General features: G+C 33.9%; 22 protein-coding genes and 7 tRNA genes. 13 read left to right on the top strand and 16 right to left on the bottom strand.

Annotated features, from left to right (window positions below):
* The first annotated feature begins 90 nt into the window (after window positions 1–90).
* Window positions 91–1,200, top strand: a complete 1,110-nt coding sequence (locus LS72_RS04720; RefSeq protein ID WP_034554888.1) for a phospholipase A — start codon at window positions 91–93, stop codon at window positions 1,198–1,200.
* A 21-nt stretch (window positions 1,201–1,221) separates the two neighbouring features.
* Here LS72_RS04720 and ppk2 read toward each other — a convergent pair whose 3' ends face one another.
* On the bottom strand, window positions 1,222–2,082 hold the full coding sequence (ppk2, locus tag LS72_RS04715) for a polyphosphate kinase 2 (RefSeq protein WP_414458062.1): 861 nt from the start codon (window positions 2,080–2,082) through the stop codon (window positions 1,222–1,224).
* Between the two features lie 74 nt (window positions 2,083–2,156).
* Between ppk2 and LS72_RS04710 the strand changes: the two genes are divergently transcribed.
* The 5 genes from LS72_RS04710 to LS72_RS04690 all read left to right on the top strand — a co-directional run bounded on the left by LS72_RS04710 (window position 2,157) and on the right by LS72_RS04690 (window position 3,579).
* Window positions 2,157–3,176, top strand: a complete 1,020-nt coding sequence (locus tag LS72_RS04710; protein ID WP_034555057.1) for a CinA family protein — start codon at window positions 2,157–2,159, stop codon at window positions 3,174–3,176.
* 53 nt (window positions 3,177–3,229) lie between these two features.
* Window positions 3,230–3,305 (top strand) — tRNA-Lys (locus tag LS72_RS04705).
* A 13-nt stretch (window positions 3,306–3,318) separates the two neighbouring features.
* Window positions 3,319–3,393 (top strand) — tRNA-Glu (locus LS72_RS04700).
* Window positions 3,394–3,423: 30 nt separating this feature from the next.
* Window positions 3,424–3,499: transfer RNA gene (locus tag LS72_RS04695), tRNA-Val, on the top strand.
* A gap of 3 nt (window positions 3,500–3,502) precedes the next feature.
* A tRNA-Asp gene (locus LS72_RS04690) sits at window positions 3,503–3,579 on the top strand.
* A 113-nt stretch (window positions 3,580–3,692) separates the two neighbouring features.
* Here the strand turns inward: LS72_RS04690 and LS72_RS04685 are convergent.
* From LS72_RS04685 to LS72_RS10645, 5 genes are all read right to left on the bottom strand, one after another.
* Window positions 3,693–3,769: transfer RNA gene (locus LS72_RS04685), tRNA-Arg, on the bottom strand.
* Between the two features lie 3 nt (window positions 3,770–3,772).
* A tRNA-Met gene (locus LS72_RS04680) sits at window positions 3,773–3,850 on the bottom strand.
* 71 nt (window positions 3,851–3,921) lie between these two features.
* A complete protein-coding gene (locus LS72_RS04675) occupies window positions 3,922–4,509 on the bottom strand; it encodes a hypothetical protein (RefSeq protein WP_034555056.1) in 588 nt (195 codons plus the stop codon).
* Window positions 4,510–4,692: 183 nt separating this feature from the next.
* Complete coding sequence (locus LS72_RS04670; protein ID WP_238700710.1) at window positions 4,693–7,800, bottom strand: FtsK/SpoIIIE family DNA translocase; 3,108 nt, start codon at window positions 7,798–7,800, stop codon at window positions 4,693–4,695.
* Between the two features lie 68 nt (window positions 7,801–7,868).
* Window positions 7,869–7,967 (bottom strand) — tRNA-Sec (locus tag LS72_RS10645).
* Between the two features lie 150 nt (window positions 7,968–8,117).
* Here LS72_RS10645 and LS72_RS04665 point away from each other — a divergent pair.
* A complete protein-coding gene (locus tag LS72_RS04665; RefSeq protein ID WP_034553465.1) occupies window positions 8,118–9,563 on the top strand; it encodes a saccharopine dehydrogenase family protein in 1,446 nt (481 codons plus the stop codon).
* Between the two features lie 283 nt (window positions 9,564–9,846).
* Here LS72_RS04665 and LS72_RS04660 read toward each other — a convergent pair whose 3' ends face one another.
* Window positions 9,847–10,593, bottom strand: coding sequence for an extracellular solute-binding protein (locus LS72_RS04660; protein WP_034553467.1), 747 nt, complete (start codon window positions 10,591–10,593; stop codon window positions 9,847–9,849).
* Between the two features lie 161 nt (window positions 10,594–10,754).
* On the opposite strand from LS72_RS04660, the gene LS72_RS04655 reads away from it, so the two are divergent.
* Window positions 10,755–12,542, top strand: a complete 1,788-nt coding sequence (locus LS72_RS04655; protein ID WP_034553469.1) for an aminopeptidase P family protein — start codon at window positions 10,755–10,757, stop codon at window positions 12,540–12,542.
* A gap of 198 nt (window positions 12,543–12,740) precedes the next feature.
* Here the strand turns inward: LS72_RS04655 and LS72_RS11555 are convergent, their stop codons facing one another.
* On the bottom strand, window positions 12,741–14,090 hold the full coding sequence (locus tag LS72_RS11555) for a methyl-accepting chemotaxis protein (RefSeq protein ID WP_269149276.1): 1,350 nt from the start codon (window positions 14,088–14,090) through the stop codon (window positions 12,741–12,743).
* A 41-nt stretch (window positions 14,091–14,131) separates the two neighbouring features.
* Window positions 14,132–14,632: a PAS domain-containing protein gene (locus LS72_RS04645; RefSeq protein WP_034553473.1), complete on the bottom strand. Its 501-nt coding sequence runs from the start codon at window positions 14,630–14,632 to the stop codon at window positions 14,132–14,134.
* 608 nt (window positions 14,633–15,240) lie between these two features.
* On the opposite strand from LS72_RS04645, the gene LS72_RS04640 reads away from it, so the two are divergent.
* A complete protein-coding gene (locus tag LS72_RS04640; protein WP_034553475.1) occupies window positions 15,241–16,449 on the top strand; it encodes a hypothetical protein in 1,209 nt (402 codons plus the stop codon).
* 237 nt (window positions 16,450–16,686) lie between these two features.
* Here the strand turns inward: LS72_RS04640 and LS72_RS04635 are convergent, their stop codons facing one another.
* The 7 genes from LS72_RS04635 to LS72_RS04605 form a co-directional block, all read right to left on the bottom strand.
* Window positions 16,687–18,444: a tetratricopeptide repeat protein gene (locus LS72_RS04635; RefSeq protein ID WP_034553478.1), complete on the bottom strand. Its 1,758-nt coding sequence runs from the start codon at window positions 18,442–18,444 to the stop codon at window positions 16,687–16,689.
* Window positions 18,445–18,648: 204 nt separating this feature from the next.
* The gene (locus LS72_RS04630; RefSeq protein ID WP_034553479.1) at window positions 18,649–20,010 is read right to left on the bottom strand and encodes a TIGR00366 family protein; all 1,362 of its coding nucleotides are present in this window, start codon (window positions 20,008–20,010) and stop codon (window positions 18,649–18,651) included.
* An 11-nt stretch (window positions 20,011–20,021) separates the two neighbouring features.
* Window positions 20,022–21,305 (bottom strand): GntP family permease, encoded by a 1,284-nt coding sequence (locus LS72_RS04625; RefSeq protein ID WP_034553480.1) that lies wholly within the window; start codon window positions 21,303–21,305, stop codon window positions 20,022–20,024.
* Between the two features lie 10 nt (window positions 21,306–21,315).
* Window positions 21,316–22,080: a 3-hydroxybutyrate dehydrogenase gene (locus LS72_RS04620; RefSeq protein ID WP_034553481.1), complete on the bottom strand. Its 765-nt coding sequence runs from the start codon at window positions 22,078–22,080 to the stop codon at window positions 21,316–21,318.
* Window positions 22,081–22,090: 10 nt separating this feature from the next.
* On the bottom strand, window positions 22,091–22,735 hold the full coding sequence (locus LS72_RS04615) for a 3-oxoacid CoA-transferase subunit B (RefSeq protein ID WP_034553482.1): 645 nt from the start codon (window positions 22,733–22,735) through the stop codon (window positions 22,091–22,093).
* Window positions 22,736–22,737: 2 nt separating this feature from the next.
* On the bottom strand, window positions 22,738–23,385 hold the full coding sequence (locus LS72_RS04610) for a CoA transferase subunit A (protein ID WP_034553483.1): 648 nt from the start codon (window positions 23,383–23,385) through the stop codon (window positions 22,738–22,740).
* On the bottom strand, window positions 23,382–24,566 hold the full coding sequence (locus LS72_RS04605) for an acetyl-CoA C-acetyltransferase (protein WP_034553484.1): 1,185 nt from the start codon (window positions 24,564–24,566) through the stop codon (window positions 23,382–23,384). The genes LS72_RS04610 and LS72_RS04605 overlap by 4 nt, the downstream gene beginning before the upstream one ends.
* A gap of 408 nt (window positions 24,567–24,974) precedes the next feature.
* Here LS72_RS04605 and LS72_RS11550 point away from each other — a divergent pair, with 408 nt between their 5' ends.
* The 4 genes from LS72_RS11550 to LS72_RS04590 are packed head-to-tail and all read left to right on the top strand — an operon-like array spanning window position 24,975 to window position 25,953.
* Window positions 24,975–25,109 (top strand): hypothetical protein, encoded by a 135-nt coding sequence (locus tag LS72_RS11550; protein ID WP_269149275.1) that lies wholly within the window; start codon window positions 24,975–24,977, stop codon window positions 25,107–25,109.
* Window positions 25,102–25,434: a hypothetical protein gene (locus tag LS72_RS04600; RefSeq protein ID WP_138155112.1), complete on the top strand. Its 333-nt coding sequence runs from the start codon at window positions 25,102–25,104 to the stop codon at window positions 25,432–25,434. The genes LS72_RS11550 and LS72_RS04600 overlap by 8 nt, the downstream gene beginning before the upstream one ends.
* Window positions 25,435–25,484: 50 nt before the next feature.
* A complete protein-coding gene (locus LS72_RS04595; protein ID WP_034555712.1) occupies window positions 25,485–25,685 on the top strand; it encodes a hypothetical protein in 201 nt (66 codons plus the stop codon).
* 10 nt (window positions 25,686–25,695) lie between these two features.
* On the top strand, window positions 25,696–25,953 hold the full coding sequence (locus LS72_RS04590; RefSeq protein WP_138155110.1) for a hypothetical protein: 258 nt from the start codon (window positions 25,696–25,698) through the stop codon (window positions 25,951–25,953).
* Window positions 25,954–26,003 lie beyond the last annotated feature (50 nt).

Raw genomic sequence — 26,003 nt, 5'->3', positions numbered from 1 at the left:
TAAATTAGCTTAAAATACACATATCAAAGAATTGACAAAAGTTTTTGTAAGCTGCTATAATTTTTAGCCTTTCTTAAAAGTTTAATCTGGATGTTTGTTGTGAAACTTATAAAAATTCTATTCTTATTTTTAGCATCTTTGATAGATTTGTTGGGCGAACAAATCAATATTGATGAGGAGAGTTTTAAATTTCAACCTAATAAAAATGTAAAATTCCTTATTTTAGATAATAATATGAAGATTAGAGAAATTATAGATATTAATACACAACAAACAAAAAAACTTGATTTAATACTGCCTAATAATGAAAATTTTTATATTACCATTTTGCAAGATGATTCCCAAGATATGACTGAGCTTGTGGAATCTTTAAAAAATAATAATTTAGAGGATAAAATATCAAGAGATAAAAATAGTCTAGCTAATTCTAGTGCAGTAGAAATTAATCAAAAAACAGCTTATGAGGGCTATTTTGAACGCAATCGGTTTTTTAGCGAATTTTTAGGATTTGAACCTGATAAGTTTAATTACATTTTACCCTTTAATGTAAGTCATAATAAAGAGCCAAAACAAAGTAAAAAAGTCGAGGCAAAATTTCAAATTAGCATTAAAAAGCGGTTATATAGTAATTTGTTTGTTAAAGATTTAGATTTATATTTTGCTTACACGCAAAGGAGTTTTTGGCAGCTTTATGATAATAAAAATTCTCGACCATTCCGGGAGAGCAATTATGAACCAGCTCTTTATCTTAGTTATCTTACCAAAGAGTATCCTTTATTTTTCCATAGAATCGATGTTGGCTATGTGCATCAAAGTAATGGGGGGAATTTGTTAAACTCTAGGAGTTGGGATAGGCTTTTTATAAAGGGAACTTATAGTAAGGATAATTTTGTTATGGGTTTAAAGGCGTGGTATAGAATACCAGAAAAGATAGAGAAAGATGATAATCCTGATATTACGAATTATTTAGGTTTTGGGGAGTTATCTTTGGGGTATTTATACTCTAAGCATCTCCTCACCCTTTCTATAAGGAATAATCTAAAATATTCTAATAAAGGAGCTATTTTAGTGGATTATTCTTATCCTATTTACAAAAATTTTTATCTTTATTTGCAGTATTTTAATGGTTATGGAGAGAGCTTGAGTGATTATAATAATTCCATTAACCGATTTGGGATAGGGGTGCTTTTAAATCGTTAAGACAAAAAGCCCTAAGTAGAGCTATTTTTTCTTTTTCTTTTTTTCTTTTTTATCATTTTCTACAGAAAAGGATTTTACGCTTGAATAATGTGTAACAATTCCCGGGTCAGCTAATAAGCAAACACTTGTAGCGTCTTTATCTTCATAATCAATCTTTGATAAAAGGATTCTAGCAAGATTTATTCTTGCACGTTTTTTATCATTAGAATCTACTATAAGCCAAGGTGCAAAAGGGGTATGTGTGCGGGAAAACATCTTTTCAAAAGCTTCTGTATATTCATCCCATAAGTTGAGTGAAAGCTCATCAATAGGACTTAATTTCCATCGTTTTAATGGCTCATCTTTACGACTTTCTATTCTCTTTTTTTGTTCTTCTCTTCCAACATCTAAGAAAAATTTAAACAAAATATAACCACTTTCAATTAGCATTTGTTCTAAATGAGAGACTTGAATAATAAATTCTTTATATTGTTCATTGGTGCAAAAGTTCATTACTTTTTCTACTCCAGCACGATTATACCAGCTTCTATCAAAAAATACTATTTCTCCACCATTTGGCAATTCATCAATATATCTTTGAAAATACCATTGTGTTTTTTCTACGTCACTAGGTTTTTGTAGAGCTACTACTCTTGCACCTCTAGGATTTAAATGTTCTCTTAAGGCTTTGATCGTCCCACCCTTTCCGGCTGCATCCCTTCCTTCTAAAATGACAATAATCTTTTTTTGGTATTTTTTAACCCAATTTTGTAGTTTGATAAGTTCTATTTGTAGTTTTTCTATTTCTTTTTCATAAAACTTTTTGTTTAACTTTCCTTTTGCATTATACACTTCTTCTGGATTTTCATCTTCTGGTCTAACCACTAACACTTTACTCATAATCACCTCCAAATAAATTCTAAAGCTAAGTTATTTTACTATTAAAAAGATTAAATTCTACCTTAAAGGATTAGAAATTGAATAGCCTATTTTGTGTGGGAGAAAAGTTTTATACCCTAAAGCCTCTTAGGGATTTTTCTATCCGTTACGGAGAAAACATATTGGGGAAGATTCATCAAATCGTTTTTTCTGATTTAGAGCCTATGGATTTTCATACTCTAAGATTTTTATTACAAGACTCTAAGCAGTGTTTGATTTTATCCCCTAAGGAATGTTTTTCATTAATTTTAGAATGGATAAATCAAAATTATACTGCATCTATGCAAGAAGAAGTTAAGGGTTATAAGATAATTTGTGGGGAGAAAAAAGTATTTTTACAAGATTATCCTAAAGATTATGAAGGTGCTTTTTATCATAAACACCTTATTTTATTCCTTTTGGGGTTGGATTGTAAAAGTGCTTTAGAGTTGCTTAAGCCTATAATGAAAGCCTTTGAAGTAGATTTAGAAATAATGAGTGATTTTTCAGGATTAGAGGTTTTAGTTGCTAAAAATGGTGATTTAGAAAACTTTTTAGTAGAGGTTAATAATGTTTTTGGGAATAAAATTGTTCCTAGTTTTAATTTGACAAAAACTATTATTCATCTTTTAAAATCCTCTCATCAAAAGATTACTACCGCAGAGAGTTGCACAGGCGGTTTGTTGGCTTATTATTTGACAAGGGAGTCTGGCTCTAGTGAGGTTTTTGATGGGGGGGTAGTAAGTTATGCAAACTCTATTAAAGAATCTTGGCTAAAAGTTTCTTCTAATGCTCTTATGGGTTTTGGTGCAGTTAGTGAAATTGTAGTTAGGGAGATGCTAGAGGGGGCTTTAGAGATTTCATCTGCAGATTTTGCAATTGCTACAAGTGGTATTGCCGGACCTAATGGAGGTAGTGCAAGTAAGCCTGTTGGGTTGGTTTTTATGGGGGTAAAATCTAAGAGTGGCAAAGAAATCATTGAATCTGTTATTTTTAAGGGGGATAGAAATTATATACAAGAGCAGGCTTGTTGGTATGCTTATGGCTTATTCCTAAAGGTTTTTTTGCAAGTCTATTGACTTTTGAATATTTTATCTATATAATTGCAGCTCTTTTTGTTTAGAATTTAGAAGACCCGCTAGCTCAGTTGGTAGAGCAATTCCCTTTTAAGGAATGGGCCGTTGGTTCGAATCCAACGCGGGTCACCACTTAAATAAAAGTGGCTCCTTCATCTAGCGGTTAGGATACCACCCTTTCACGGTGGCTACAGGGGTTCGAGTCCCCTAGGAGTCACCACTTTTATTATATATAGTTTAACTTCAACGAGGTCGCTTAGCTCAGTTGGTAGAGCGCCACCCTTACAAGGTGGATGTCATAAGTTCGAGTCTTATAGCGACCACCATTTGGAGCGGTAGTTCAGCTGGTTAGAATACCTGCCTGTCACGCAGGGGGTCGCGGGTTCGAGCCCCGTCCGCTCCGCCATTCCCTTTAGCTTATTATTTATACTTTGATAAATTTAGCAGCAATTAAATGCATTATAGAATGATAAGACTATTGTAGATAAAAATAACAAGAAATAATGTTTGAGAAAATGGTGGTACGCCCAAGAGGATTCGAACCTCTGACCTACGGCTTAGAAGGCCGTTGCTCTATCCAGCTGAGCTATGAGCGCATTTGGTACCAAAGGGGGGACTCGAACCCCCGACCTCCGGCTTATGAGACCAGCGCTCTAAACCAGCTGAGCTACCTTGGCATACCAAAGAAAAAGAAGTGAATTGTAGCATTTTTGCTTTAAAATATCATTAAAAGTCTTAGCTAAAAGTCTTAGCTTAAAGTGTCAATTTGTGTATTGCCTGTATGTATAGCATGGCTAAATTCTCGTAATATTCTTTGTGTTTTTGCTTCTTGATTTTTTCTTAAAATATCATTGTAGTTGCTAGTTGGATTCTTATTATAAGTTTTTGAATAGAGATTGTTTAAGTTATCAAGATTGTTAAGGTTATTTTGAAAGTCCTCCGCAATATTTTTCCATCCTTGTTGTGTAATACCTAAAAACCCTGTATTCTTTTCTTTATCTTGAGTCAATTCTTTTTCTTGCTGTTCTACCTTTTCTACACTTGCACTCAAGTTTCCTGCCCTTGTTAGCATTTGTGCTACAGAGATTTTTTCATTAGGGGACATTCCAGCAGTTACTCTTTGGAATGCTTTGTATTGTTCATCACTCATTAATTCTAGACTAATCATTCCATAAGTATTTCTTGCTTGTTGGGTGGTATATTCTTTTTTATTAGAATCACTTGCCTCTGTTTTATTTGCTTCTGAAATTGAGGGCGTTTTTTTGCTGCTATTTAATAAACGATTGGCTTCATTAAAGACTTCATTTAATCCCCCTAAATTTTGACCAATAACCATAATGACCTCTAAATTTTGAATTTTCTTTATGAAAAAAGCAAAAAGGATTCCACTATGCTTTAGCGTTTTTGAAATATGGATTTTTTATGCTGCATTGAGATTTTAATGAGATAATGCTCTATATTAGGTAGAGCTGTGATTATAATATTGAAAGTGTTTAAAGTGGGATTTTTATTAGTTTATCTATTCCTCTAAAATTTCTCGCACACCTTTTGCATTTGGCTCACTTAAAAAGCCTCTTGTTTGCATTTGTTCAATGATATTTGCTGCTTTATTATAGCCAATTCCTAGACGTCTTTGTATATAGCTAATAGAGGTTTTTCTATCATTTAAGATAATACGTTTAGCTTCTTCATAGAGTTCATCAGTCTCTCCTTCATAGCGCAATCCTAAGGATTCATCCTCACTTGGCATAAAGTTTTCATCATAGTTAGCAGCTCTTTGGGATTTAATAAAATTTACAATCTCTTCAATTTCATATTCTGTGCTCCAGGGTGCGTGTAGGCGGACTATTCCCCCACTTGGTGGAGTAAATAGCATATCTCCTCTTCCTAGCAGAGATTCAGCCCCAAAGGTATCTAAAATTACTTTAGAATCTATTTTTTGCCCTACTTTATAGCTAATACGAGATGGTAAATTGGCTTTAATAATCCCTGTTACTACATCGACACTTGGTCTTTGTGTGGCAACAATTAAGTGAATTCCGCTAGCCCTTGCCATTTGCGCTAAACGAGAAATAGAGATTTCTGCTTCTTTACCCCCGCTCATCATTAAATCCGCTAATTCATCGATGATAACAACAATATAGGGAAAAGGTTCAAATCCTTCTATATGAGCTTTTTGATTATAACCTTCTATATTTTTTGTCCTAACCTCACTCATTAGCGAATAACGTCTCTCCATTTCTTTAACGGTGTTATCTAATGCAATAATAGCTTTTTTGGGTTGTGTGATAACAGGAGTTAATAAGTGTGGAATATCATTATAAATGCTAAATTCTAGCATTTTAGGGTCAATCATAATAAGCTTCAACTCATCGGGCGTATTTTTATAGAGTAAAGAGAGGATCATTGCGTTAATGCCAACGCTTTTTCCGCTTCCAGTGGTTCCTGCAATGAGTAAATGGGGAAGTTTTTTTAAGTCTGTAATGAAAGGGTTTCCAACTATATCTTTGCCTAATGCTAAGGTTAATGGAGAGGTAGAACTTTGGAATAAATCATTTTCTAAAATCTCTCTTAAATAAATAGTTTGGATTTGATTATTAGGGATTTCTATTCCCACTACATCTTTACCCGGAACAGGTGCTTGAATCCTAATAGTTTTTGCCCTTAGTGCCATTGCTAAATCATCTTGGAGGGTTAAAATTCTTGAAACTTTGACATTAGGGCTTGGTCGGAATTCAAAGGTTGTTACAATAGGTCCAGAATAAGTGCAGACAATATCGCCTTCAATTTTAAACATTCGTAATTTACTTAATAAATCATTGATTTTTCTATCAATTTCGCTTTCATCAATTTCAATCCTCTCTTCTTGAGGTCGTTGTAGAAATTCTAATTTTGGCAATATAAAATCTTGTTCTTTGATCTCTTGGGAGGTATTGTAATCCATTTGGTGAAGCAAAGCCTCATTTTCTTTTAGGGTCTTTACTTGAGGTGCTTTAAGTGGCAAAGTTTCTTTTAAGGTTTCTTTTAAGGTTTCTTGAGTTATATTTTTGGATTGTTGGATTGTTGGTGTAGGTTGCATCTTATCTTGTTTGGGTTGTAATTGTGTATTAATAGAATAAGATAATGAATCTTGTGTTGTGGAATTTTGGTAAGAGGGAGGGGGAGATGGTATATTGGTAAATCCATAAAGTGGAATTTCATTGTTAGAGAAGAAATTTGTAGAATAATCTTTAGGGTTTTCATAGGTTTGATTTTGTGGTATAGGTTGTAAGGTTTTAGATTTTGTTTCTATTTGGTTAGTTGTAGATAAATGGTTTTTTGTGCGATTTTCTTTAGATTCTTCTGTTTGTGATATAGGGGAATTTAAAGTAAGGTTTTGTGAATTTTCTGTAGTTTGTAGATGTTCTTTTTGTGGCGTTTCTTTTGGAGTTTGGTTGTCTTTTTTACTATAATAAAAAATCGTATTAGGGAGTGTTGATTCTTCGTTAATAGCAGGAATAATCTCCTTTGTGGGAGTATCATTATTTTCTAGATAAGCACTAAAGGGCTTAGGTGCGTAGAGGTCTTTTGGATAAGTCTTAATAGGCTTAATTTTTTTAGGTTCTTTGGGAGTCTCTTTAGGAATCTCTAGAGGTTGTTCTAGGGTTTGTGGGGTTTGAATTTCTGATTTTGGGATTAATTTTAAAGTATTTTCTTGGGATTGTGGTTCTTTATAGAGTGTTTTTTCGATTTTTTTTAATTTCTCCATAGCCTCTTTTGGGTCAATATGCACGAAATTTTGTAGGTTTTTTTGTTGAATATCCTTAATGGGGATTAATTTAATTTTTGAAGCAATATCCTTTTCTTCTTGTAATGATAAATCTTTAGGATTTTGTTCATCTTTTTCATAAATGAGTAATTCGCTTCCCTCTCTATTCTCATCAATACTTTCAGTGGTATTTAATGGGGGCAAAGAATCTTCTTCAATATTTTCTTGAGTATCTTGTGCTATTTGGAGATCATAGGGGGTATTTTGGGTTTTATCCTCTTTTTCTTTTAAATTTTCTTGGTTTTGTGAGCTTCTATTCATTAATTCTTCAAGGGTTAGAGGACGAGGAGAGGGAGATGAAGATTGTGCTTTGTTGAAAGATTTTTTAAGAAATGAGAATAGGTTTTGATATTTTTTATAAAAATTAAAATTTTTAAAATGAAGATTTTTTGATAAAGCATGCCAATCTTTTTTAATATCTTTGATAAAAAAAGCATAAAATTCTTGCAAGCTTTTTTGTGTAAAAAGCAAAATCCCAAAGAATAAAATTATACAGCTTAATAAAAAGACTCCAGTAGCTTTAATGAGGGGTTGTAATATGCTATTAAGTGCTATCCCAAACATACCACTATCTGCTAGAAAAAGGCTTTGTAATGTTAAAAGAGCAATAATAATTAAGACAATGCCTAAGGATTTTTCTAAAAATTGTTCATCAAATTTTAAGGGAAAATTGATTTTAGAGCATAAATAAGCAAGTGAAAAGAGCCAAATATATCCCAAGTAACCAAAAAGCCTGAAATGTAAATTTGCATAAGAATACCCAAAATTTCCTAGCCAACCAAAACTTCCTAATATTGAAAATATCCCAGCAATAATCAAAAATGTAATAAGTATTATTTTATAATTGAATTTTGGTAGTGTTTTAATAATGCACCTCTAGATTTAAGTGGCGAGAGGGTGAGAGAATCGAACTCTCCAGCAAATAGACACCTATCCGCTCAAATGGGTTTGAAGCCCACGATGCTCACCAGAGGCATATACCCTCCTTTGTTTTTTAAAGAAGTGTATTTTACTAAGATTTTTCTTAAAAATATTAAAACCCCTATAGAAAGTATTTAAATTAAGATATAGTCATTTTACGCAATCTTTATAATGTTTTTGTAAAATTGCAACAAATTTTATCAAGAGGTCTTTATATGGCAGTTGTTTTACAAATAGGAGCAGGTGGCGTTGGTGGTGTGGTAGCGCATAAAATGGCGATGAATAGAGGAGTTTTCTCGCGTATTATTTTAGCCTCTCGCACACTTAGTAAGGCTCAAGCAATTGCGGAATCTATACGACTTAAGGGGTTAGGTGAGATTGAAGTGGATTGTGTGGATGCCGATAATATAGAATTATTAGTTGCCCTCATTAACAAATACCAACCCGAACTTGTAGTAAATGTAGCCCTACCTTACCAAGATTTAACTATTATGGAAGCTTGCCTAAGGACAAAAACCCATTATTTAGATACTGCAAATTATGAACATCCCAATTCCGCACATTTTGAATATAAAGAGCAATGGGCATATGATGAATCTTTTAAAAAAGCGGGTATTTTTGGGCTTTTAGGCAGTGGATTTGACCCGGGTGTTACGAATGTTTTTTGTGCTTATGCCCTAAAACATTATTTTGATGAGATAGAGAGCATTGATATTTTAGATTGTAACGCAGGAGACCACGGATATGCGTTTGCGACCAATTTTAATCCAGAGATTAATTTACGCGAAGTAAGCTCTAAGGCGCGTTATTGGGTTAGGGACTCTAAGGGTGATTTAGCAGACAATGCTGATTTAAAAGAAGATACTATTTACCGCAAGTTTGAAAGGGAGGAAAAACATTTTGCTTTGCAAGCTAATACCCAAGATTTAAAACAAGAGGATTATTGCAAGGGGCAATGGAGAGATATTGCACCGCTTTCTTTAATGAAAGAATGGAATTATCCTGAAGTTGGTATCAAAAATAGTTATTTGCTCTATCACGAGGAGCTAGAATCCCTTATTCGCAATATCAAGGGTTTGCAAAAAATCCGCTTTTTTATGACTTTTGGGGAATCTTATCTTACGCATATGAAATGCTTAGAAAATGTTGGGCTTTTAAGAGTAGATGAGGTAGAACATAATGGTAACAAAATCATCCCTATTCAAGTGTTAAAAACACTTTTGCCTAATCCAGCAAGTCTTGCTAGTAGGACGGAGGGTAAAACGCATATTGGTTGTTATATAAAGGGCAGAAAAAATGGCAAGGAACGCACTCTTTATATTTATAATATTTGCGACCATAAGGAGTGTTATAGGGAAGTTAATGCACAAGGTGTGAGCTATACTACAGGTGTACCTGCGATGATTGGGGCTAAACTTATTGTAGAGGGGAAATGGGGGATTAATCAAATAAAGCTTACTAATAATGCAGATAATAGTGATATGCCAAAGGGTGGAGAAAATCAAGGAATAGATTCTAATAAGGGGGCTGGTGTGTGGAATATGGAACAAAATGATCCTGATTTTTTTATGCAAGAGTTGAATTTGCAAGGACTTCCCTTTGTGGTTTTAGAAATGAAGCCTAATGGAGGTTATGAAATATTGGAAGATGGGAGAAAATAGGTTTAAAGGTTAATATTTTGTTAGTTTTAAAACCCCTTTTATAAAACCCAAAAAGTTTTTAAAAGCTATCCTAGAAATTTTTAAGATTTTTGTATTTTTGAGCTTTTATACAAAAATTTATCTAAAGTTAATACAAGTATATAAAAGTGGATTATAGATTTTTTGTTTAATGTTAATGTTTAGAGGTAAATGCTATATCCTAAATATTATGTTTTTTGAAGTGTTATTAAGAATTAGCTTTTTAATGTGTTTGAAAACATTATAAAGAATATTAGAGAGAATATTATTCTCTCCAGCCATATTTAGCAAAAATGCTTTTAGATTCTTTAGTGCTTAGGAAATTAATAAAATCATAAACTTCTTTAGGGGAATTTTCTTTAGCTACAACATTTAGGGTTCTATATATAACCAAGTCTTTTTCTATTGCTACAGCAGTTCCTAAGTTTGGATTGCTCTTTGCCCAGTCACTCCAAGTAATCCAAGCATCTGCTTTATCTTCTACAAATAGTTTTTTTGCACTACCACTATTTGGGACAAAAGCTACGATATTATTTCTAAATTTTTGAATAGTTTTAATATCTTGAGTTCTGCCTATCATATCTTCCCAAACACCTGTTCCTGAAGTATTACTTTTTCCTGATCCTTCTGGAACTACTATTCTTACTTGTTTGTTGGCTAAGTCTTTAAGACTTTTAATTTTTAAAGGGTTGCCTTTTTGTGTTAAGATAATGGCTTCTCTTAAATAAAGGGGTTTGATTTTATTGACATTAAAACTACCTCCAAAGTCCGTTGCTATTGCAAGAGCCGATTGATCAGAAGCTCCAAATAAAATATCTGCATCATTTTTTGCTTTTTCAAACCAAGTCGCTTGAGGTCCAAAATTAACATTGACTCTTATGCCTGTCTTTTCCGTGAATTTAGCTGCAGCTTCTTTTAATGCCGTGTGAGGACCACCAGGACCATAAAGATTAATATCAGCATAAGCAACACCTAAGCTTAAACAACATAACAAAAACATTAAATATCTCATATTGTTATCCTTAAAGTAATAAAATTTAGTCTGGAATTCTTGCATTAAATAGTAAATCAATTGTAAATATCTAATGAAAGTTTTGCTATTGTATTAAAATTTTTTGGGACATAATTTTGGTATAGTTGTATTTATTTAAGAAATATAAAGAAAGGGAATTAATGAATATTTATGCAACAAGAATTAAAGCTTTGCAGCAATTAATGAAAAATGATTCTATTGATGCTTATTTGATTTTAACATCAGATCCGCATTTATCAGAATATATTCCAGATTATTGGAAAAGTAGAGAATGGATAGGCGGTTTTAGCGGAAGTGCTGGAAGTATTCTTATAACACAAGATTATGCGGGGCTTTGGACAGATGGGAGGTATTGGCTACAAGCACAAAAAGAACTTCAAGATACTTCCTTACAATTGCAAAAACAAGATTCCCATAACACCCCCATAAAATGGCTTAAAGCGAATTTGGGGGAATATTCTAAATTAGCTACAGATTATAGGGTTTTGCCCTTATCAATGAAAAAAGATTTACAATCACAATTACAAGATAAAAAGATTACATTACTCAATAAAGATTTTCTTACTCTTTTATGGGAGAAAAGACCTCCCTTACCTCTTAATCCTATCTATGAACATATACAATCCCCGCATAATAGAATAGAGAAGATTCAACGTTTAAGGCAAGAGATGCAAGATTTAAAAGCTACTTATCATTGCATCTCTACTTTAGATGATATTGCTTGGGTTTGTAACTTAAGGGGGAGTGATGTTTCTTATAATCCTGTATTTTTATCTTATCTTATTATTAGCAAGGAAGAAGTGATTTTATTTGTTGATAAAGAAAAAATCCCTCAAGAAGTATTAGAAAATCTGTATAAGGATGGCTTTACAATCAAGCCTTATTGCCAAATTGAATCTTTTTTAGAGAGCATCAAAAATCAAAAAATATTAATTGATTCCACAAAAACAACTGCTGCTTTAGCGGATATTTTAAAACAACACAATGAAATTATTGAATCCCTTAATCCTAGTTGTCGATTAAAGGCTTCTAAGAGTGAGCAAGAATTAGAGCAAATACAAGTTGCAATGATACAAGATGGTATTGCCTTATGTAAGTTTTATATGTGGTTAGAGGATGCTTTAGAGGAGGGGCAAAGAATTAGTGAATTAGATATTGATGAGAAGCTTAGAGAGTTCCGCTTAGAGCGTGAAAATTATATTTCCGATAGTTTTGCTACGATAGCTGGGTTTAATGCTAATGGAGCACAGCCTCATTATCGTGCTACAAAAGAGCAATTTTCTTTTATACAAGGCGATGGTTTGTTGCTCATTGATTCTGGCGCACAATATACCAATGGGACGACAGATATTACAAGGGTTGTCCCTATTGGTAATATCACTCAAGCACAAAAGAGGGATTATACCCTTGTGTTAAAGGCTCATATCGCCCTCTCTTGTGCCATTTTTCCTTTAGGTATCGCTATGCCATTATTAGATTCCATAGCGCGAATGGCATTATGGAGAGAGCAACTAGATTATATGCACGGCACTGGACATGGTGTTGGGTATTTTTTAAATGTGCATGAGGGACCACAAGTTATTTCTTACTTCTCTCCACCTTTAGAGAAAACCAAAGCTAAAGTAGGTATGGTAAGCTCCATAGAACCCGGTATTTATCGTCCTAATCAGTGGGGAGTGAGATTAGAAAACCTTGTGGTTAATAAACCCGTGCAACAACCAAAAGAAACACAATTTGGTGAATTTCTTTGTTTTGAGACCCTTACGCTTTGCCCTTTTGAAAAGTCTTGTATAGAGGTAGCTTTGCTTAATGATGAGGAGAAAAATTGGCTTAATAATTACCATAAACAAGTATTCCAAAAGCTTGGGGATAAACTAGAGGGCAGGGCTAAAGAGTGGCTGAAGCAAAAAACTATGGCTATTAATTAATAGGGTTAATTCCAAAGTTTATATTTTAACGCTTGAAGTGAGACAATAATTATAAAATATAGCAAAAGAGACAATAAGCCTTTTTAGAAGCATTAAAGGGGATACATTGTTGTGGATGAGAGAGAAAATAAGTTTGTAAAAGTTTTGTTAGCTTATAAGATTTGTATTATTTGTGTTGAATACAAATCTTAAACTTCACTAAGAAGTAAGTTTAGCAAGAAGTATTTGTGAGGTATCTTCTAGGGATTTTACATGCTCAATAGTTTCTTTTGAATTGCTAAGTGTAATCTCCTCCCCTATAAAAGTAGTCGCGTCTAACATTTCTTGATGGAGTGTTTTAGATAAAGCTTGTGCTTCATTGTGTGGCAGGAACTTGTAGATTATATTTTGCGTATCTTTATCTTCTAGTAGGTGAGAGATGGGGTGGAGAGTGTGGAGATTTTCATTTTTCTCTCGTGTATTAAGGCAAAGATAAAGATTAGATTTAAATAAGATATGATCTAAGTTTGTTACTGATAAAATAAGTTTAGTAGAAAGTTCTGCAAAAATTGTATCCAGTGAAGCACTATTTTGCTCCATTTTATTAAAAGCAATATTGAAATTCTCTAACTTAGATTCTAAAGTAGAGGTAATAGTGCTTACCTTATTGCTCCCCTCTTGAATGCTACTTACTTCTTGTTGCATATTTTGGATAGATAGGGCAATCTCATTGATAGATTTTTGCGTTTTTTCTGCTAATTTCCTCACTTCATCAGCAACCACCGCAAAGCCTCTTCCGTGTTCTCCAGCCCTTGCTGCTTCAATAGCGGCATTAAGTGCTAAGAGGTTGGTTTGTCCGGCAATATCATTAATAAGATTAAGGATATTGCCAATGTCTTGGGATTTGTTTGTTAAATCTTGAATAGAGTGGTTATTGTCTTGAATGAGTAATAAAAGCTCATTGATAGATTGTGTGAGATTGCTTATATCATTGCGACTATCAATAGCGGTGTAACGAATATCACGGATATTGGAATCTACTTTTTTCATATAAGTAATATCTTCATTTAAAGTATGTGAAATCTTTTCAAGGTTATTGTTTTGGCTTTTTAGGCTAAGATTCATAAGGTTCTTAGAGAGCGCATTGTCTATAGAATCTTTAGCATTGTGTTCAATGGCATTTAAGGCATTATTAATTCCTTTAATATTTTGAGAAAAGGTTGTGTTTAATCCACCGCTTAGGGCTTTGCGATAAAATTTACCCTCTTTGGAACATTCAATGGCACTTTTTATTTCCCGCAAAAATGCTTCTAAATGATCGATAATATCGTTGATTTGTTCGCAAATTTGCACAATATCCTTTCTTCCTTTGATATGTGTAATACGTTTTTCAAATTTACCTAAAGCATATTCACCTGTAATGTTTAAAAGTTTTTTCAAAAGAATCTCATCATTGCTTTGTTTGTAGAGTTGTATAGAATATACAATAGTAATGCATATAAGTATGATGCTAACAAGACTAAAAGAATTAAAATATATATCTAATGCAAAGCCCAATATTATAAGCATAAAAAGTATATTGTTTGATAGTTTCATAAGCCACTCTTTCATTATGCAAGATTTTCTTGCATAGAAAATATCCATTCATTATAGGGTAAATTTTGCTCATTAAGTATGGTGTTAAGTAGGGCTTCACTAGCTTCAAGTGAGGTTTTTTCTGCGGCTACCATAGCAGCATATAAAGGAATAATTTTTTCAATAGCCTTAGGATTAGGCTTCCTACGCACAGAATAATACCCAATGGTGTTGTTATTAGCATCTAAAGAGGGAGTTACATTAGCAAGCACCCAATAATATTGTTTGTCTTTGGTTTTATTTTTGACAAAGGCAAAGACTTCTTCACCATTTCTAATATATTTCCATAATGTCTTGAATACTACACGAGGCATATCCTGATGCCTTACTATATTGTGGGGTTTGCCAAACACTTCTTGTTCGCTAAAGCCACTATATTGTATAAAATCTTTATTGCAATAGGTGATCCTTCCTTGCAGGTCTGTTTTTGAAGTAATTAATGTAGAATTGCTTAACTCTATACCTAAATCAATCATTATTCATCCTTGTAGAGCTTTTTATAAAATAAAAGTTGGATTATAGCAGATTCATAGATGTTATGAGGAAAAATATCTTTTTAATCTTGAGTTACAAAAAGTAATATTGCATTAAAAATTAAAGATATGGGTTTTAAAAATTTTACTTTTTTAAAGAAATTGTCGATATAAACTATATGCCCTAAAAGAGGCAAATTATTTTTAAAAAGGAGGCTTTTATGAAAAGCATTAAGAATAAAGTTTTACTTTTAGTATTAATCTTGCATTCCTCTCTTTGCCGCACAAAGCAATAATAATGGTTATCAGGGGAAAAATCAGCAAAATGTTGAAATAGAAGAAAGGATGAATCTTGGTGTTTGGTATGCAAACGAGCGATTGCGTTGGATTTATCACCAACAAGCCATAAAGGAAAATAGACCTTCTATTTATGTTCCTGTGAAACTAAAACTAAGATGGTAAATTAAGAGAATAATAGGTGCTTAAGTTTTAAGGAGCTAGATAACTTCAAGATAGACTTGTCTATCTTGAAATCTTAAAAATGAAATTTTAAAAAGGAGAAAAAATGGTAACAAATTTTAGGCTTTTAAAATGGTAGTGTTTTTTCGGCGATGAAAACAGATATTAATAACAGAAACCAAGCGGATTTAGCTGCAGAGGAGGAGAGGGATAGGGTGAAGAACCTAAATAATGCAGCTGCCTTAGTAGGGGAAAATAAGTTTTTAGTCAGTGATAAGCCTTTAGGGAGTGGAAATGGTAGTGTTGTGCTATTTGATGATCCAAAAACCAAGCAAAGGGTTGCTTTAAGCTTAGATGAAGCTAATCTTAAAAAACTTAAAGGAGCTTTTGGAAGTGAGGACTTTTATGAACGAAAAGATGGGACTATTCGTTTAAATGGCAAAGCCGAGTCTTTTGTAAGTGGTTGGTTTGGGGATATTGCCTATAAGCAAGGTTATTTAGAAGCAGATTCTAACAAAGATGGCGTTATTAGTGGCAAAGAAAAGGATGCTTTAAAAACAGGGGCTGGTTCTACAGGGGTATTTGATGGAACAACTGCTGTGGATGAAGCCCTCATTAGTTATATAAAAGGGGGAGACAACTCTTTTGGGACTATCCAAGATGCCCTTAATGCTATCTTAGCTAAAGATAAAAATCTTGATGGAAACTTAGAGAGGCTTGGGGAATACCAGAGCGAAGAGGAGGCTAAACAATGGACAATGAAAGCGATTCAAAGAGCTATGGGAAATGGTCTAGATGGGTTTGGCAATATTATGGATAGTGTGATGGATGATATATTAGCGGATGATTTTTCTGGAGAATTTATTACGGATATGATGAATAAAATGTTTGAAAATAATAAGAAACTAACCGATAATATCAAAAAAATGATGGAAGAATATAGAAAACGACTAATGGAAAAGCGAGAAAAGGGAGAGACTTTAGAGGGTGAAAAATCCCTACAAGAGATTCAAACACAGCAAAAAGCTTTGCAAACACTTAAAAATAATGGAGGCGATATGAATGCCCTCAATGCGGAGGAGAAAAAATCACTAACTAATCTTACACAAAAAGATAATCTTAATGAGAAAGAAATGCAAGATTTACAAAAGCAAGTAGATGCAAATTCTTTTAAGGTTATTAGTGAAGCAATAGGAGTTAATAAAGAAGATTTACAAAGAGTCTTTAAAAGCTCTTTAGATGAAAGTGATACTTCTAACAACAATCTTTTAGAAGTGGATAAAGGGTTAATTTCTGTGATTGATTCTATCCGCACACAAGTGCGTAATGGGGATGTGAGTTTGTTTGAAAAAATGGCGTAGGGTTAAGGGTTTATCATAACAAACCTTTAAGCTCTCAAATTTAAGAATCTCTTAAGGGTTCTTAGGGTGTTTGCATAGTCGTATAGAAAAGCTAAAAGCCCCTAAGCTTAAGAAAATCCCTCTAAAACTTAGAGATTCCCCCCTAAGATTTATTCCTGTATCATATATCTCTAAACCCCAATCCCATAAAATTTAATATCATATATACCTAGATAGAAAATATTTGCAAACTACTTATTAATCTGTTATCCCTAGTGTTTTTTCAACTAATGGCTTTAAATCCTTTTTGGTGTCTTCTTTAAGGATGAAACATTTTGCTTTTTGCCAAAAATAACTTTTAGGGTCTTCAAATTTCCCCCAACGCCAATCAAATCGAGGGTGTAGGAGAACTATAGTTGGTATATCTAAAGCTAAGGTTAAATGCGTAATAGCACTATCAATACTTATCATACAATCAATATCTGCTAGATTTTTTAAAGTATCATCCCAATGTTCTATCTTTTTAGCCCTATTTTCTATGCCCTTTGGTAGATTTTCATTTATTCCCATTTGGAAAGAGACAAGTTTGCAATCTAATCCCTCTAAAGCAGAAAATAAAAATTCAAATTCAAAATTTCTAGAGACATCAGAATTTACAGCATTAGGGGTGAAATAATAAATTCCTATTTTTTTCTTTTTATTTTGGGGTTTTTTTAGTGGTATTATAGGGGTTTTTAATTTGGGTATTTCATCAAATTTAATATCAATAAGTAGGGGTAAAGAACAAATAGGCAGCGCATAATCAAAGCTTGTGGGGAAATCTTGTAGCACTTTTAAGTTTTTAAAAGCATTTTTTTTATTTAAAAGCTCTACTTGATTTTTAAACATTTCATACATAGCACTTTGTGGAGCAAAAAGGACTTTTGAAGCAATTTTGCAAAGTTTCTCTAAACATCTGCAATACATAATAGTATCTCCAAAGCCTTGCTCACAAAAGACTAAAACTTCTTTATCCCTAAAAGCATCCACGCCAGAATTATTAAAAGCCTTTATGCTTTCATTATAGTGAAAAGTAGAAAAAGTTTCATTATGTGCGTAAAATAATCGGCTTTCATAGAGTTTTTTACCCTCCTCAAAATTTTCACTTACTCCCATTCTCATTAATAGGTAGGCTAAATCAAATTCATAAGTTGCGTGGTGGTGTAAGTTTAAAGCGTTTTGATAAGCATCATAAGCTCCTTGATAATTACCGCTAAATTCTAAGACTTTTGCATAGTTTTGCCAAAATTGTGCGTGATTTTGGTTAGTCTGTGATAAAGATTGGAAAAGCTCTAAAGATTCGGGTATTTTAAGAAGCTTAAAAAGCAAGTAGGCTTTTTGGGGTAAAATTTTAGTATTTAGGAAGTCTTGTATTTTTATAATATCAAGATTTTCCTTGGTGCTATTTGAAAGTCTATCTTGTAAATTTGATTGAATGGGAGTTGTTACTTGTTTGGTTAGTAAGCCCTTTTTTAAGTCTTCAATCATACTATATATAAAACTGCAAAGCTCTTCGTGTGCTAACAACGCTTTCTGAAAATCGTGCATAAAATAAACTTCCACATAATGCTTCCATAGGTCTAAATTATATAAATCTCTTTGAATCAAATCTCTAAAGGTGCTTTCCGCCTCTTCTAGCCTATTGGTTGATTTATAAAGAAAGGCTAATTCTAGGCTAATTTCATCCCTTAAATCATCATCTTTTGCTAAAGATTGTTGCAATAAATCTAATGCTTCATCAAACATTTGATTTTTAGTATAGCTAGAAGCAAGTATAAGGGCATTAAAGCTTGTAGGGTCAAGCATAAAAAGCTCCTTGGCATAATATAAAGATCTATCAAAGAGTGATAGCTTAAAAGAAGAGAGCATTGCGTATTTAAGAGCAAATTTTGCATTATCTTGTAAAAAGTTTTCACTTAAACTCAAAGCTTTTTCATAATCTGCATTAAAATAACAATAAGCAATTTTATCAAACATAATTTTCCCTGAAATTTATATTCCTTGGCTGATGGTAAATAATGAAGATAGATTATACAGATTTTATGATGAAATGGGGCTTTATTATCAAGAGAATTTTAGGATTTTATTATTTAATTAATCTATTGTCAAATAAAGGAATTAGGGAGTATTTCTAGTTCCCTTTTAAAAAATGCAGTCTAAAACGCAATGGATACAGGAATTTTAAGTTAAAAATAAGAATCCTAAAGATACGACACAGCCTACAAATAATAAAGTTATTATACAATACCCCATAATATCTTTTGCTCCAAGCCCAGCAATGGCTAAAGCAGGTAACGCCCAAAAGGGTTGAATCATATTTGTCCAAGCATCTCCCCACGCAATAGCCATCGCAATAACTTCAGGTTTAACGCCTAAAGTTGCTCCAGCACTTAACATAATAGGGGCTTGAACTGCCCATTGTCCTCCCCCACTTGGGACAAAGATATTGACTATTCCCGCACTTAAAAAGCTAAGAAAGGCAAAATTATCCGCATTAGCAAAATTTGTAAAGCTCACAGAGAGCAAGGTTACTAAGGATTCTCCGCCTTGTAAAGCACCATTCATCATGCCCATAATCCCTGCATAAAAAGGGAATTGTAAAATAATCCCAGCGGCGCTTTTTGCGGCTTTATTAATGGCTTTGATATAGGAAATAGGCGTTTTATGGAGTAAAATCCCTAAGAATAAAAAAATAAGGTTAATAATATTTAAATTCAAACTCCCACCCTTGTAAAAATACATAATAATATAAGCTAGACCAAAGCAAGATATTAAGGCAGTTAGGATAGGGCTTTGCTCCAAAAATGAAGCAATTGTATGATCACTTTTGTGTGAGATTATTTCTTTTTCCTCATTTTCTACTAAGAGCTTTTTATCAATTTCTAGGATATTTTTAGAATCAGGGTGTATAAGGCTAAGGAGTAGGGGTAAAAAGATGATAATCACAGCGGTAATAATGAGATTATAGCTTGAAAATATGGTGAGTGAAGTGGGGATTGCCTCTGTGAGTAATCCTTGTGTGGTTTTGCTTAGAGAATCCCCTCCACTTGCTAAAGTTAATGGTATAGAGCCACTTAATCCGCTATGCCAGATGACAAATCCCGAATACGCACTTGCAATTAAAAGTCTATAATCCACCCCCTTGACATTTTTAGCAATTTCTTTAGCAAAAATAGCAGAAATAACAAGTCCAAATCCCCAATTAATCCAGTTTGCTATTAGGCTTAAAAAGCAAACTAACATAATGCTTGCACTTTTGCTTTGTGGGATTTTACTAATTTTTGTGAGCATGTTTTGAATAATAGAGGCACTTGCTAGGGCTTGTCCTAAGACTAAGACTAAAGCCATTTGCATAGAAAAGCCAAGAAGATTCCAAGCACCATTTCCCCAATGATTAATCATCTCTAGCGGACTTTGTCCTGTTGTAAATATTCCTAGACAAAAAACAATTAAAGAAAGCAAAATCACTAAAACAAAAGAATCAGGCAAACATTTTGCAGCAAGAAAAACACAGCCTTGTGTAAATTTTCTTAAAAGAAACATTGCAAACTCCTTTAATAGATTCCAAAAGTTGCTAAAATAATCCCTACTATTAAAGCGACAATGGGGATTATCACAGCAACAACACAAATATCAAGATAGCTTTGTTTATGGCTAAGCCCTGTAATAGCAAGTAGTGTTAAAACAGCACCATTATGAGGAAGTGCGTCAAGCCCACCAGAGGAGATAGAAGCAATCCTGTGAAAAAGTTCTAAGGGTATGGATTGATTGAGGGCTATTTCTTTGTATTTATCTGCCAAAGCTTCTAAAGCTATGCCAAGCCCTCCACTTGCAGATCCTGTGGCACCTGCTAGGAGATTAACCGCTATGGCTTCAGAAATTAAAGGGCTTCCTTTGATGCTTAAGAGCAAATCAATTAAACTTTGAAAACCCGGCACATTTTTTACCACAGAGCCAAATCCCACAGCTGCACTTGTATTAATAATGGCAACCACAGACCCAGAAGCTCCCTCATTAATAGCAGGAATGAATCTTTTAAAATGGGTTATATTGAGTATTAAGATTAGAATAATTCCACAAAGTAAAGCATTAATGATATTAAAGTCAAAAATATTGAGTAAGATAACCACGCAAAATAAGGGGACTAAAGAGAGTAAAAAGTTAGGAATTTTATTCTTGTTTTGCTCTTTGTAAGTTTCTTTTGGCTCTAAATAACCCTCCCCATTAATCCTTAAAGTGTTTTCCCTATATTTTAAGTAGAAATATCCTCCTAAAAACATAATCAAACTTGCTACTATCCCAGTAATGGGTGCTGCCATAGCAGTTGTATCAAAGTATTTTATAGGAATAAGGTTTTGAATCTGTGGGCTTCCCGGAAGTGCTGCCATTGTGAAAGTAAAAGAACCTAATGCTAGGGTAGCGGGTATTAGTCTTCTTGAAATATTAGCAGCTTTAAAAAGCCCTAATGCTAAAGGATATACTGCAAATACTACAACAAAAAGACTAACTCCCCCAAAGGTAAGCACCGCACAAGAGAGAATTACCCCTAAAATCGCTCTTTTTTCTCCGAGTAATTTACCTATCATTAAAGATACAGAAGTTGCCATATTAGTAACTTGCATAAGCTTTCCAAATATAGCTCCAAGCATAAAGACAGGAAACCAGGATTTAGCAAAGCTTACAAAACCATTCATATAGACATTAGTATAAGAATCTAATAAATCTAATCCTCCTCCTAAAGCTACAATCCCAGCCGCTATAGGGGCCACCCAAATAATAGACCAACCAAGATAGGCTAAGAGCATTAAAACAATTAATCCTAGTATAATCCCTAACATTTAATCTCCCTTATTGTGCGGTATATCCAGCATCAATTACTAGATTAGCACCTGTTATGTGTTTGGCTTCATTAGAGCTTAAAAATAACGCTAAAGCGGCAATATCCTTAGTATCAATAAGTTGTTTTTGAGGGATTAGGGGGTAGAGGACTTCATTAAGGACATTTTCCGCACTTACACCCCTTGTATTGGCTAAATCTTGCATTTGTCCTCTAACGAGTGGCGTATCAATATATCCTGGACAAATGGCATTGGCGGTGATATTATAGGTCGCACATTCTAAGGCGGTAACTTTTGTCAAACCTATAATTCCGTGTTTTGCACTATTATAAGCAGCTTTTCCAGCAAATCCTATTAGCCCATTGATAGAGGACATATTAAGGATTCTCCCAAAGTTTTGTGCTTTCATAAGGGGTAAGACATATTTTGTGCTAAGGAATGTGCCAACTAACATAACATTTAGCATTTGGACAAATTTATCAGTAGGAAAATCTTCAAGGTTTGCAACATATTGCAAACCTGCATTGTTGATAAAAACATCAATCCTGCCAAAGTGATTTTTGGTTGTTTGGATTAAATGTTTAATATCCTCTTCCTTGCTAACATCACAGGGGATTCCAAGGCATTTGGTTTTATCGAATTTATCAGTGCAATCTTGTAAGGCTTTGTTGTGAATATCAGAGAAAACAACCTTATACTCCTTTTGATAAAAAGCCTCTGCGATACTAAATCCTATTCCACTTGCAGAACCGGTAATAATGGCTACTTTTTCCATAAGATCTCCTTTAATTTAGGCAAATTTCAAAATCTGCTTCAGTTTTTGACTTAATCTCCTCTAAGCTTACATTGGGTTGAAGTTCCATAAGTTTGCATTTACCCTCTTTAAAGCTAAAGATTCCAAGCTCTGTAACCAGTAAATCTACACATCTTGCCCCCGTTAGCGGAAGTATGCATTGTTTTTTAAGCTTACTTTTGCCATATTTATCAGTATGCTCCATCATAATAATGACTTTTTTTACACCATTGACTAAATCCATAGCCCCACCCATTCCCGGCACTAGCTTACCTGGGATTATCCAGTTGGCAAGATTGCCTTCACTATCAACTTCTAAAGCACCAAGCACGGTAATATCCACAAATCCGCCACGAATAAGACTAAAGCTAAAAGCAGAATCAAAAAACATACCCCCTTCTAATATGCTTGATGGAGCACCTCCTGCAGTAGTGATTCGGCTATTTTCTTGCTCTTTCTTGGGAGTTGGACCCATTTTTAGCATACCATTTTCAGATTGTAAGTAGATGTTAATGCCTTCTGGGATATAGTTACTCACTTGCGTTGGCATTCCAATGCCGAGATTGACTAAATCTCCATCTTTAAATTCCTTTGCTACCCTTTTAGCAATAATTTCTATTATTTGTTCTTTTTGCATTTCTATTCCTTATGTTGCACGATATAATCTATTGCAATACCCGGTACTACGACATTATTAGGATTAAGCGGTGTATCAAGCATTTCTTCTATTTCTACGATAACTAAATCTGCCGCCATAGCCATAAGCACATTGAAGTTCCTTGTTGTGCCATCATAAGCAAGATTTCCGTATTTATCCGCATAGGTTGCATAAATGAGTGCAATATCAGCACGTAAAGGACGTTCTAGCAAATAATCTTTACCATCTACATTAATGATTTGTTTGCCTTGAGCTACTTCTGTGCCTAATCCTGTAGTAACAAGCACACCACCAAGCCCAGAGCGACTAGCTCTAATGCGTTCAGCTAGTGTTCCTTGAGGGACAAGGATAACTTCAAGCTCTCCATCACTCATTTGTCTGCCTGTTTCCTTATTGGTTCCAATATGTGTGGTGATGGCTTTTTTGATTTGTTTATTCCTAATGAGTTTGCCATAGCTAAAGTCCTCTCTAGCGGTATCATTCCCTATGAGTGTAAGGTTTTTTGTCCCTTTTTCTACGAGGGCATCTATACAAGAGATGGCACTACCACAACCCATAAAACCACCTAGCATTACAGAATCCCCTTCTTTTATCAAGTCTGCGGCTTCTTTTGCAGAGATTATTTTCATTGCCCACTCCTTTCAAAAATAGCTGCAATTCCAGCTCCTCCACCTACACATAATGTGGCTAATCCCCATTGTTTGTTTTGCCTTTTCATTGCTTGTAAGAGTGTTACTACAATCCTAGCTCCACTTGCACCAACAGGATGTCCTAAGGCAATAGCACCCCCATTGACATTGACCCTATCAAGCTTTGGTTGAAACTCTTTTAGGCAAGCTAGGCTTTGTGCTGCAAAAGCTTCATTAGATTCGATTAAGTCCATATCATTAATCTGCATTTTTGTTTTTTCTAAGACTTTTTTAGCAGCCATTGCCGCGCCAATACCCATAATACTAGGTTCTACTCCGATACTAGCAAAGGCTTTGAGAGTAGCTAATATCGGGAGATTAAGCTCTTTAGCCTTTGCTTTAGTAGTAAGCAAGACAAAAGCTGCTCCATCATTAATCCCAGAGGAGTTTCCACTTGTTACGCTACCTTCTTTACTAAAGACAGGTTTAAGGGAGGAGAGGGATTGTAGCTCTAAGTCTTTTTTGACAAATTCATCTGTATCAAAAACTCTTGCTTCTCCTTTATTTTGTAAGGTGATTGGCACAATTTCTTCTTTAAATTTGCCCTCTTTTATGGCTTTTGTTGCTTTTTGTTGGGAGAGGAGGGCAAATTCGTCTTGTTCTTTCCTTGAGATTTTATATTGCTTAGCTAGATTTTCAGCCGTTATCCCCATATGGTAGTTATTTATCGAACAAGTTAGAGCATCTTTTAACATACTATCTATAAGGTTTCTATCACCCATTCTATAGCCATTGCGGACATTTTCTAGTAAAAAGGGGGATAAAGACATATTCTCAACTCCTCCTGCAAGGATAATTTCTGCCTCTCCTAGCATAATGCTTTGTGCAGCTAGGGCAATAGCTTTTAACCCAGACCCACAGAGCTTATTGACTACATAAGCCCCCGCTTTTGTCCCCATTCCTGCTTTAAGGGCAATTTGTCTAGCAGGATTTTGCCCAAGCCCAGCTTGAAGAATCTGCCCTAAAATAAGCTCTTCTACAAACTCTGCTTGAAGGTTAGATTCTTTTAAAATTTCTTTGCAAACCACAGAGGCTAAATCTATGGCATTTGTATTTTTTAAACTTCCTAAAAAAGACCCAATGGCGGTTCTTTTTGCGCTAATTATGGCAACTTCCTCCATTCATAACTCCTAAAAATCATAATTTTAGATAAGGCTAGATTCCTTATCTAAATCTCTTTTATTTTGCCCCCCCCCCCTCTTTTATTAGACTTAAATAGAGCTTTTTAAGCATAAAATTTGGAATTTTGTTACAAAAGTAACCTTATTATTAACCATTTAAGAGACTTTAAAAATTCAGCTTTATTTAAGTATTTTATAAGAGAGATAGGGGGAGGGTATAATTTGAGAGGGCTAAAACATTACAAGGAGTAAATATGGCTATTGTGTATGCCGAACTTAATGACAAAGGTTTGTTCTCTGTCTATGATGAAAAAGACAAGCAAATCTCCTAACAATCCTAAATAGTAATGTGTGAGCTAGGGTTATCCCACTTACACCTGAGAAATAAAAATTCCTTATAGACTTGTAATGGATAGATTCTTTTATTATTTAACAACAACAGACCCAAAAGATAAGGCAAAGATAAAAGAATTAACCGATAAGGGATTAGAAGTTGGTGAGGCTATTAAAAAGATTATAGCAATGGAGGAAATGGGTGAGTAGTAAAATATTGCCAAATAAAGCATTAAATACCTTAAGGAGCATTTTTAAAGAAAACAAGATTAACACCAAACCCATACTTTCTATTTTTATTCTATGTTTAATTATCTTATCTTTTATGCTTATGCTAATAGAGGTTTTTAGTAAAACTACAAATTCTAATACCACAACCAAGACTGCTATTAAAGAATGTTTAAATAATCGTTGTCCTCTAAGTAGTGGAGAGAAAATTAAACACCAATGTGGGAAAATTGATGATTTTGCAGAGACTATCGGAATATTAAGTGGTGTTAATGAAGTAATGAGGGATATGGTATGTGCAAGATGAAATGCATTCAATACTTGTTGAGGCAATAATCACAAAATTAAGGAGAAACAATGTTTAAAAACAAAGAATACCATTTTCTATACATGAAGCATATAAGTGAGCCAACTATGGCTAAATTGACACTTAGTGTCAATGAGGAAGCAGAACGATTATTGAAAAAAGGCTATAAAGTCAGATTACTTTCAACTCTGCAAGGAGAGAAAGGATATATACAAACCCTAGAAGTCTTAAGCAAAGTGAAAGTGCATTAAGGAAGCTAGAATGAGAGAAATACATTTAAAAATCGCAAGGGTGGCAAGTCCTTGCGACAAAGTAAAAAACGGCAATTACTTTAACCTTAACCATTTCCTAATTTCTTCACGAAATAAGGTAAGCAATATGGCAAGTATCGCAATGCAGAAATTTAGAAGTTCCAGCATTATGGACTCCTTTATGGTAAGCTCCTCCCACGCACCCCAACCAAATAGCCAAAAAAAAAGCTCAGCCTCAAAAAGAGACCGAGCTTTTAGCTTACTATAAAGGTTTTTACTTTTTGTATCCATCTTGCCAAATGGATAAGTGATTATAGC

This window comes from Helicobacter apodemus (assembly GCF_000765745.2).
GTDB classification, from domain to species: domain Bacteria; phylum Campylobacterota; class Campylobacteria; order Campylobacterales; family Helicobacteraceae; genus Helicobacter_D; species Helicobacter_D apodemus.
Note: the sequence above shows the minus strand (reverse complement) of the source record. Positions and strands in the feature narration are given on the sequence as shown.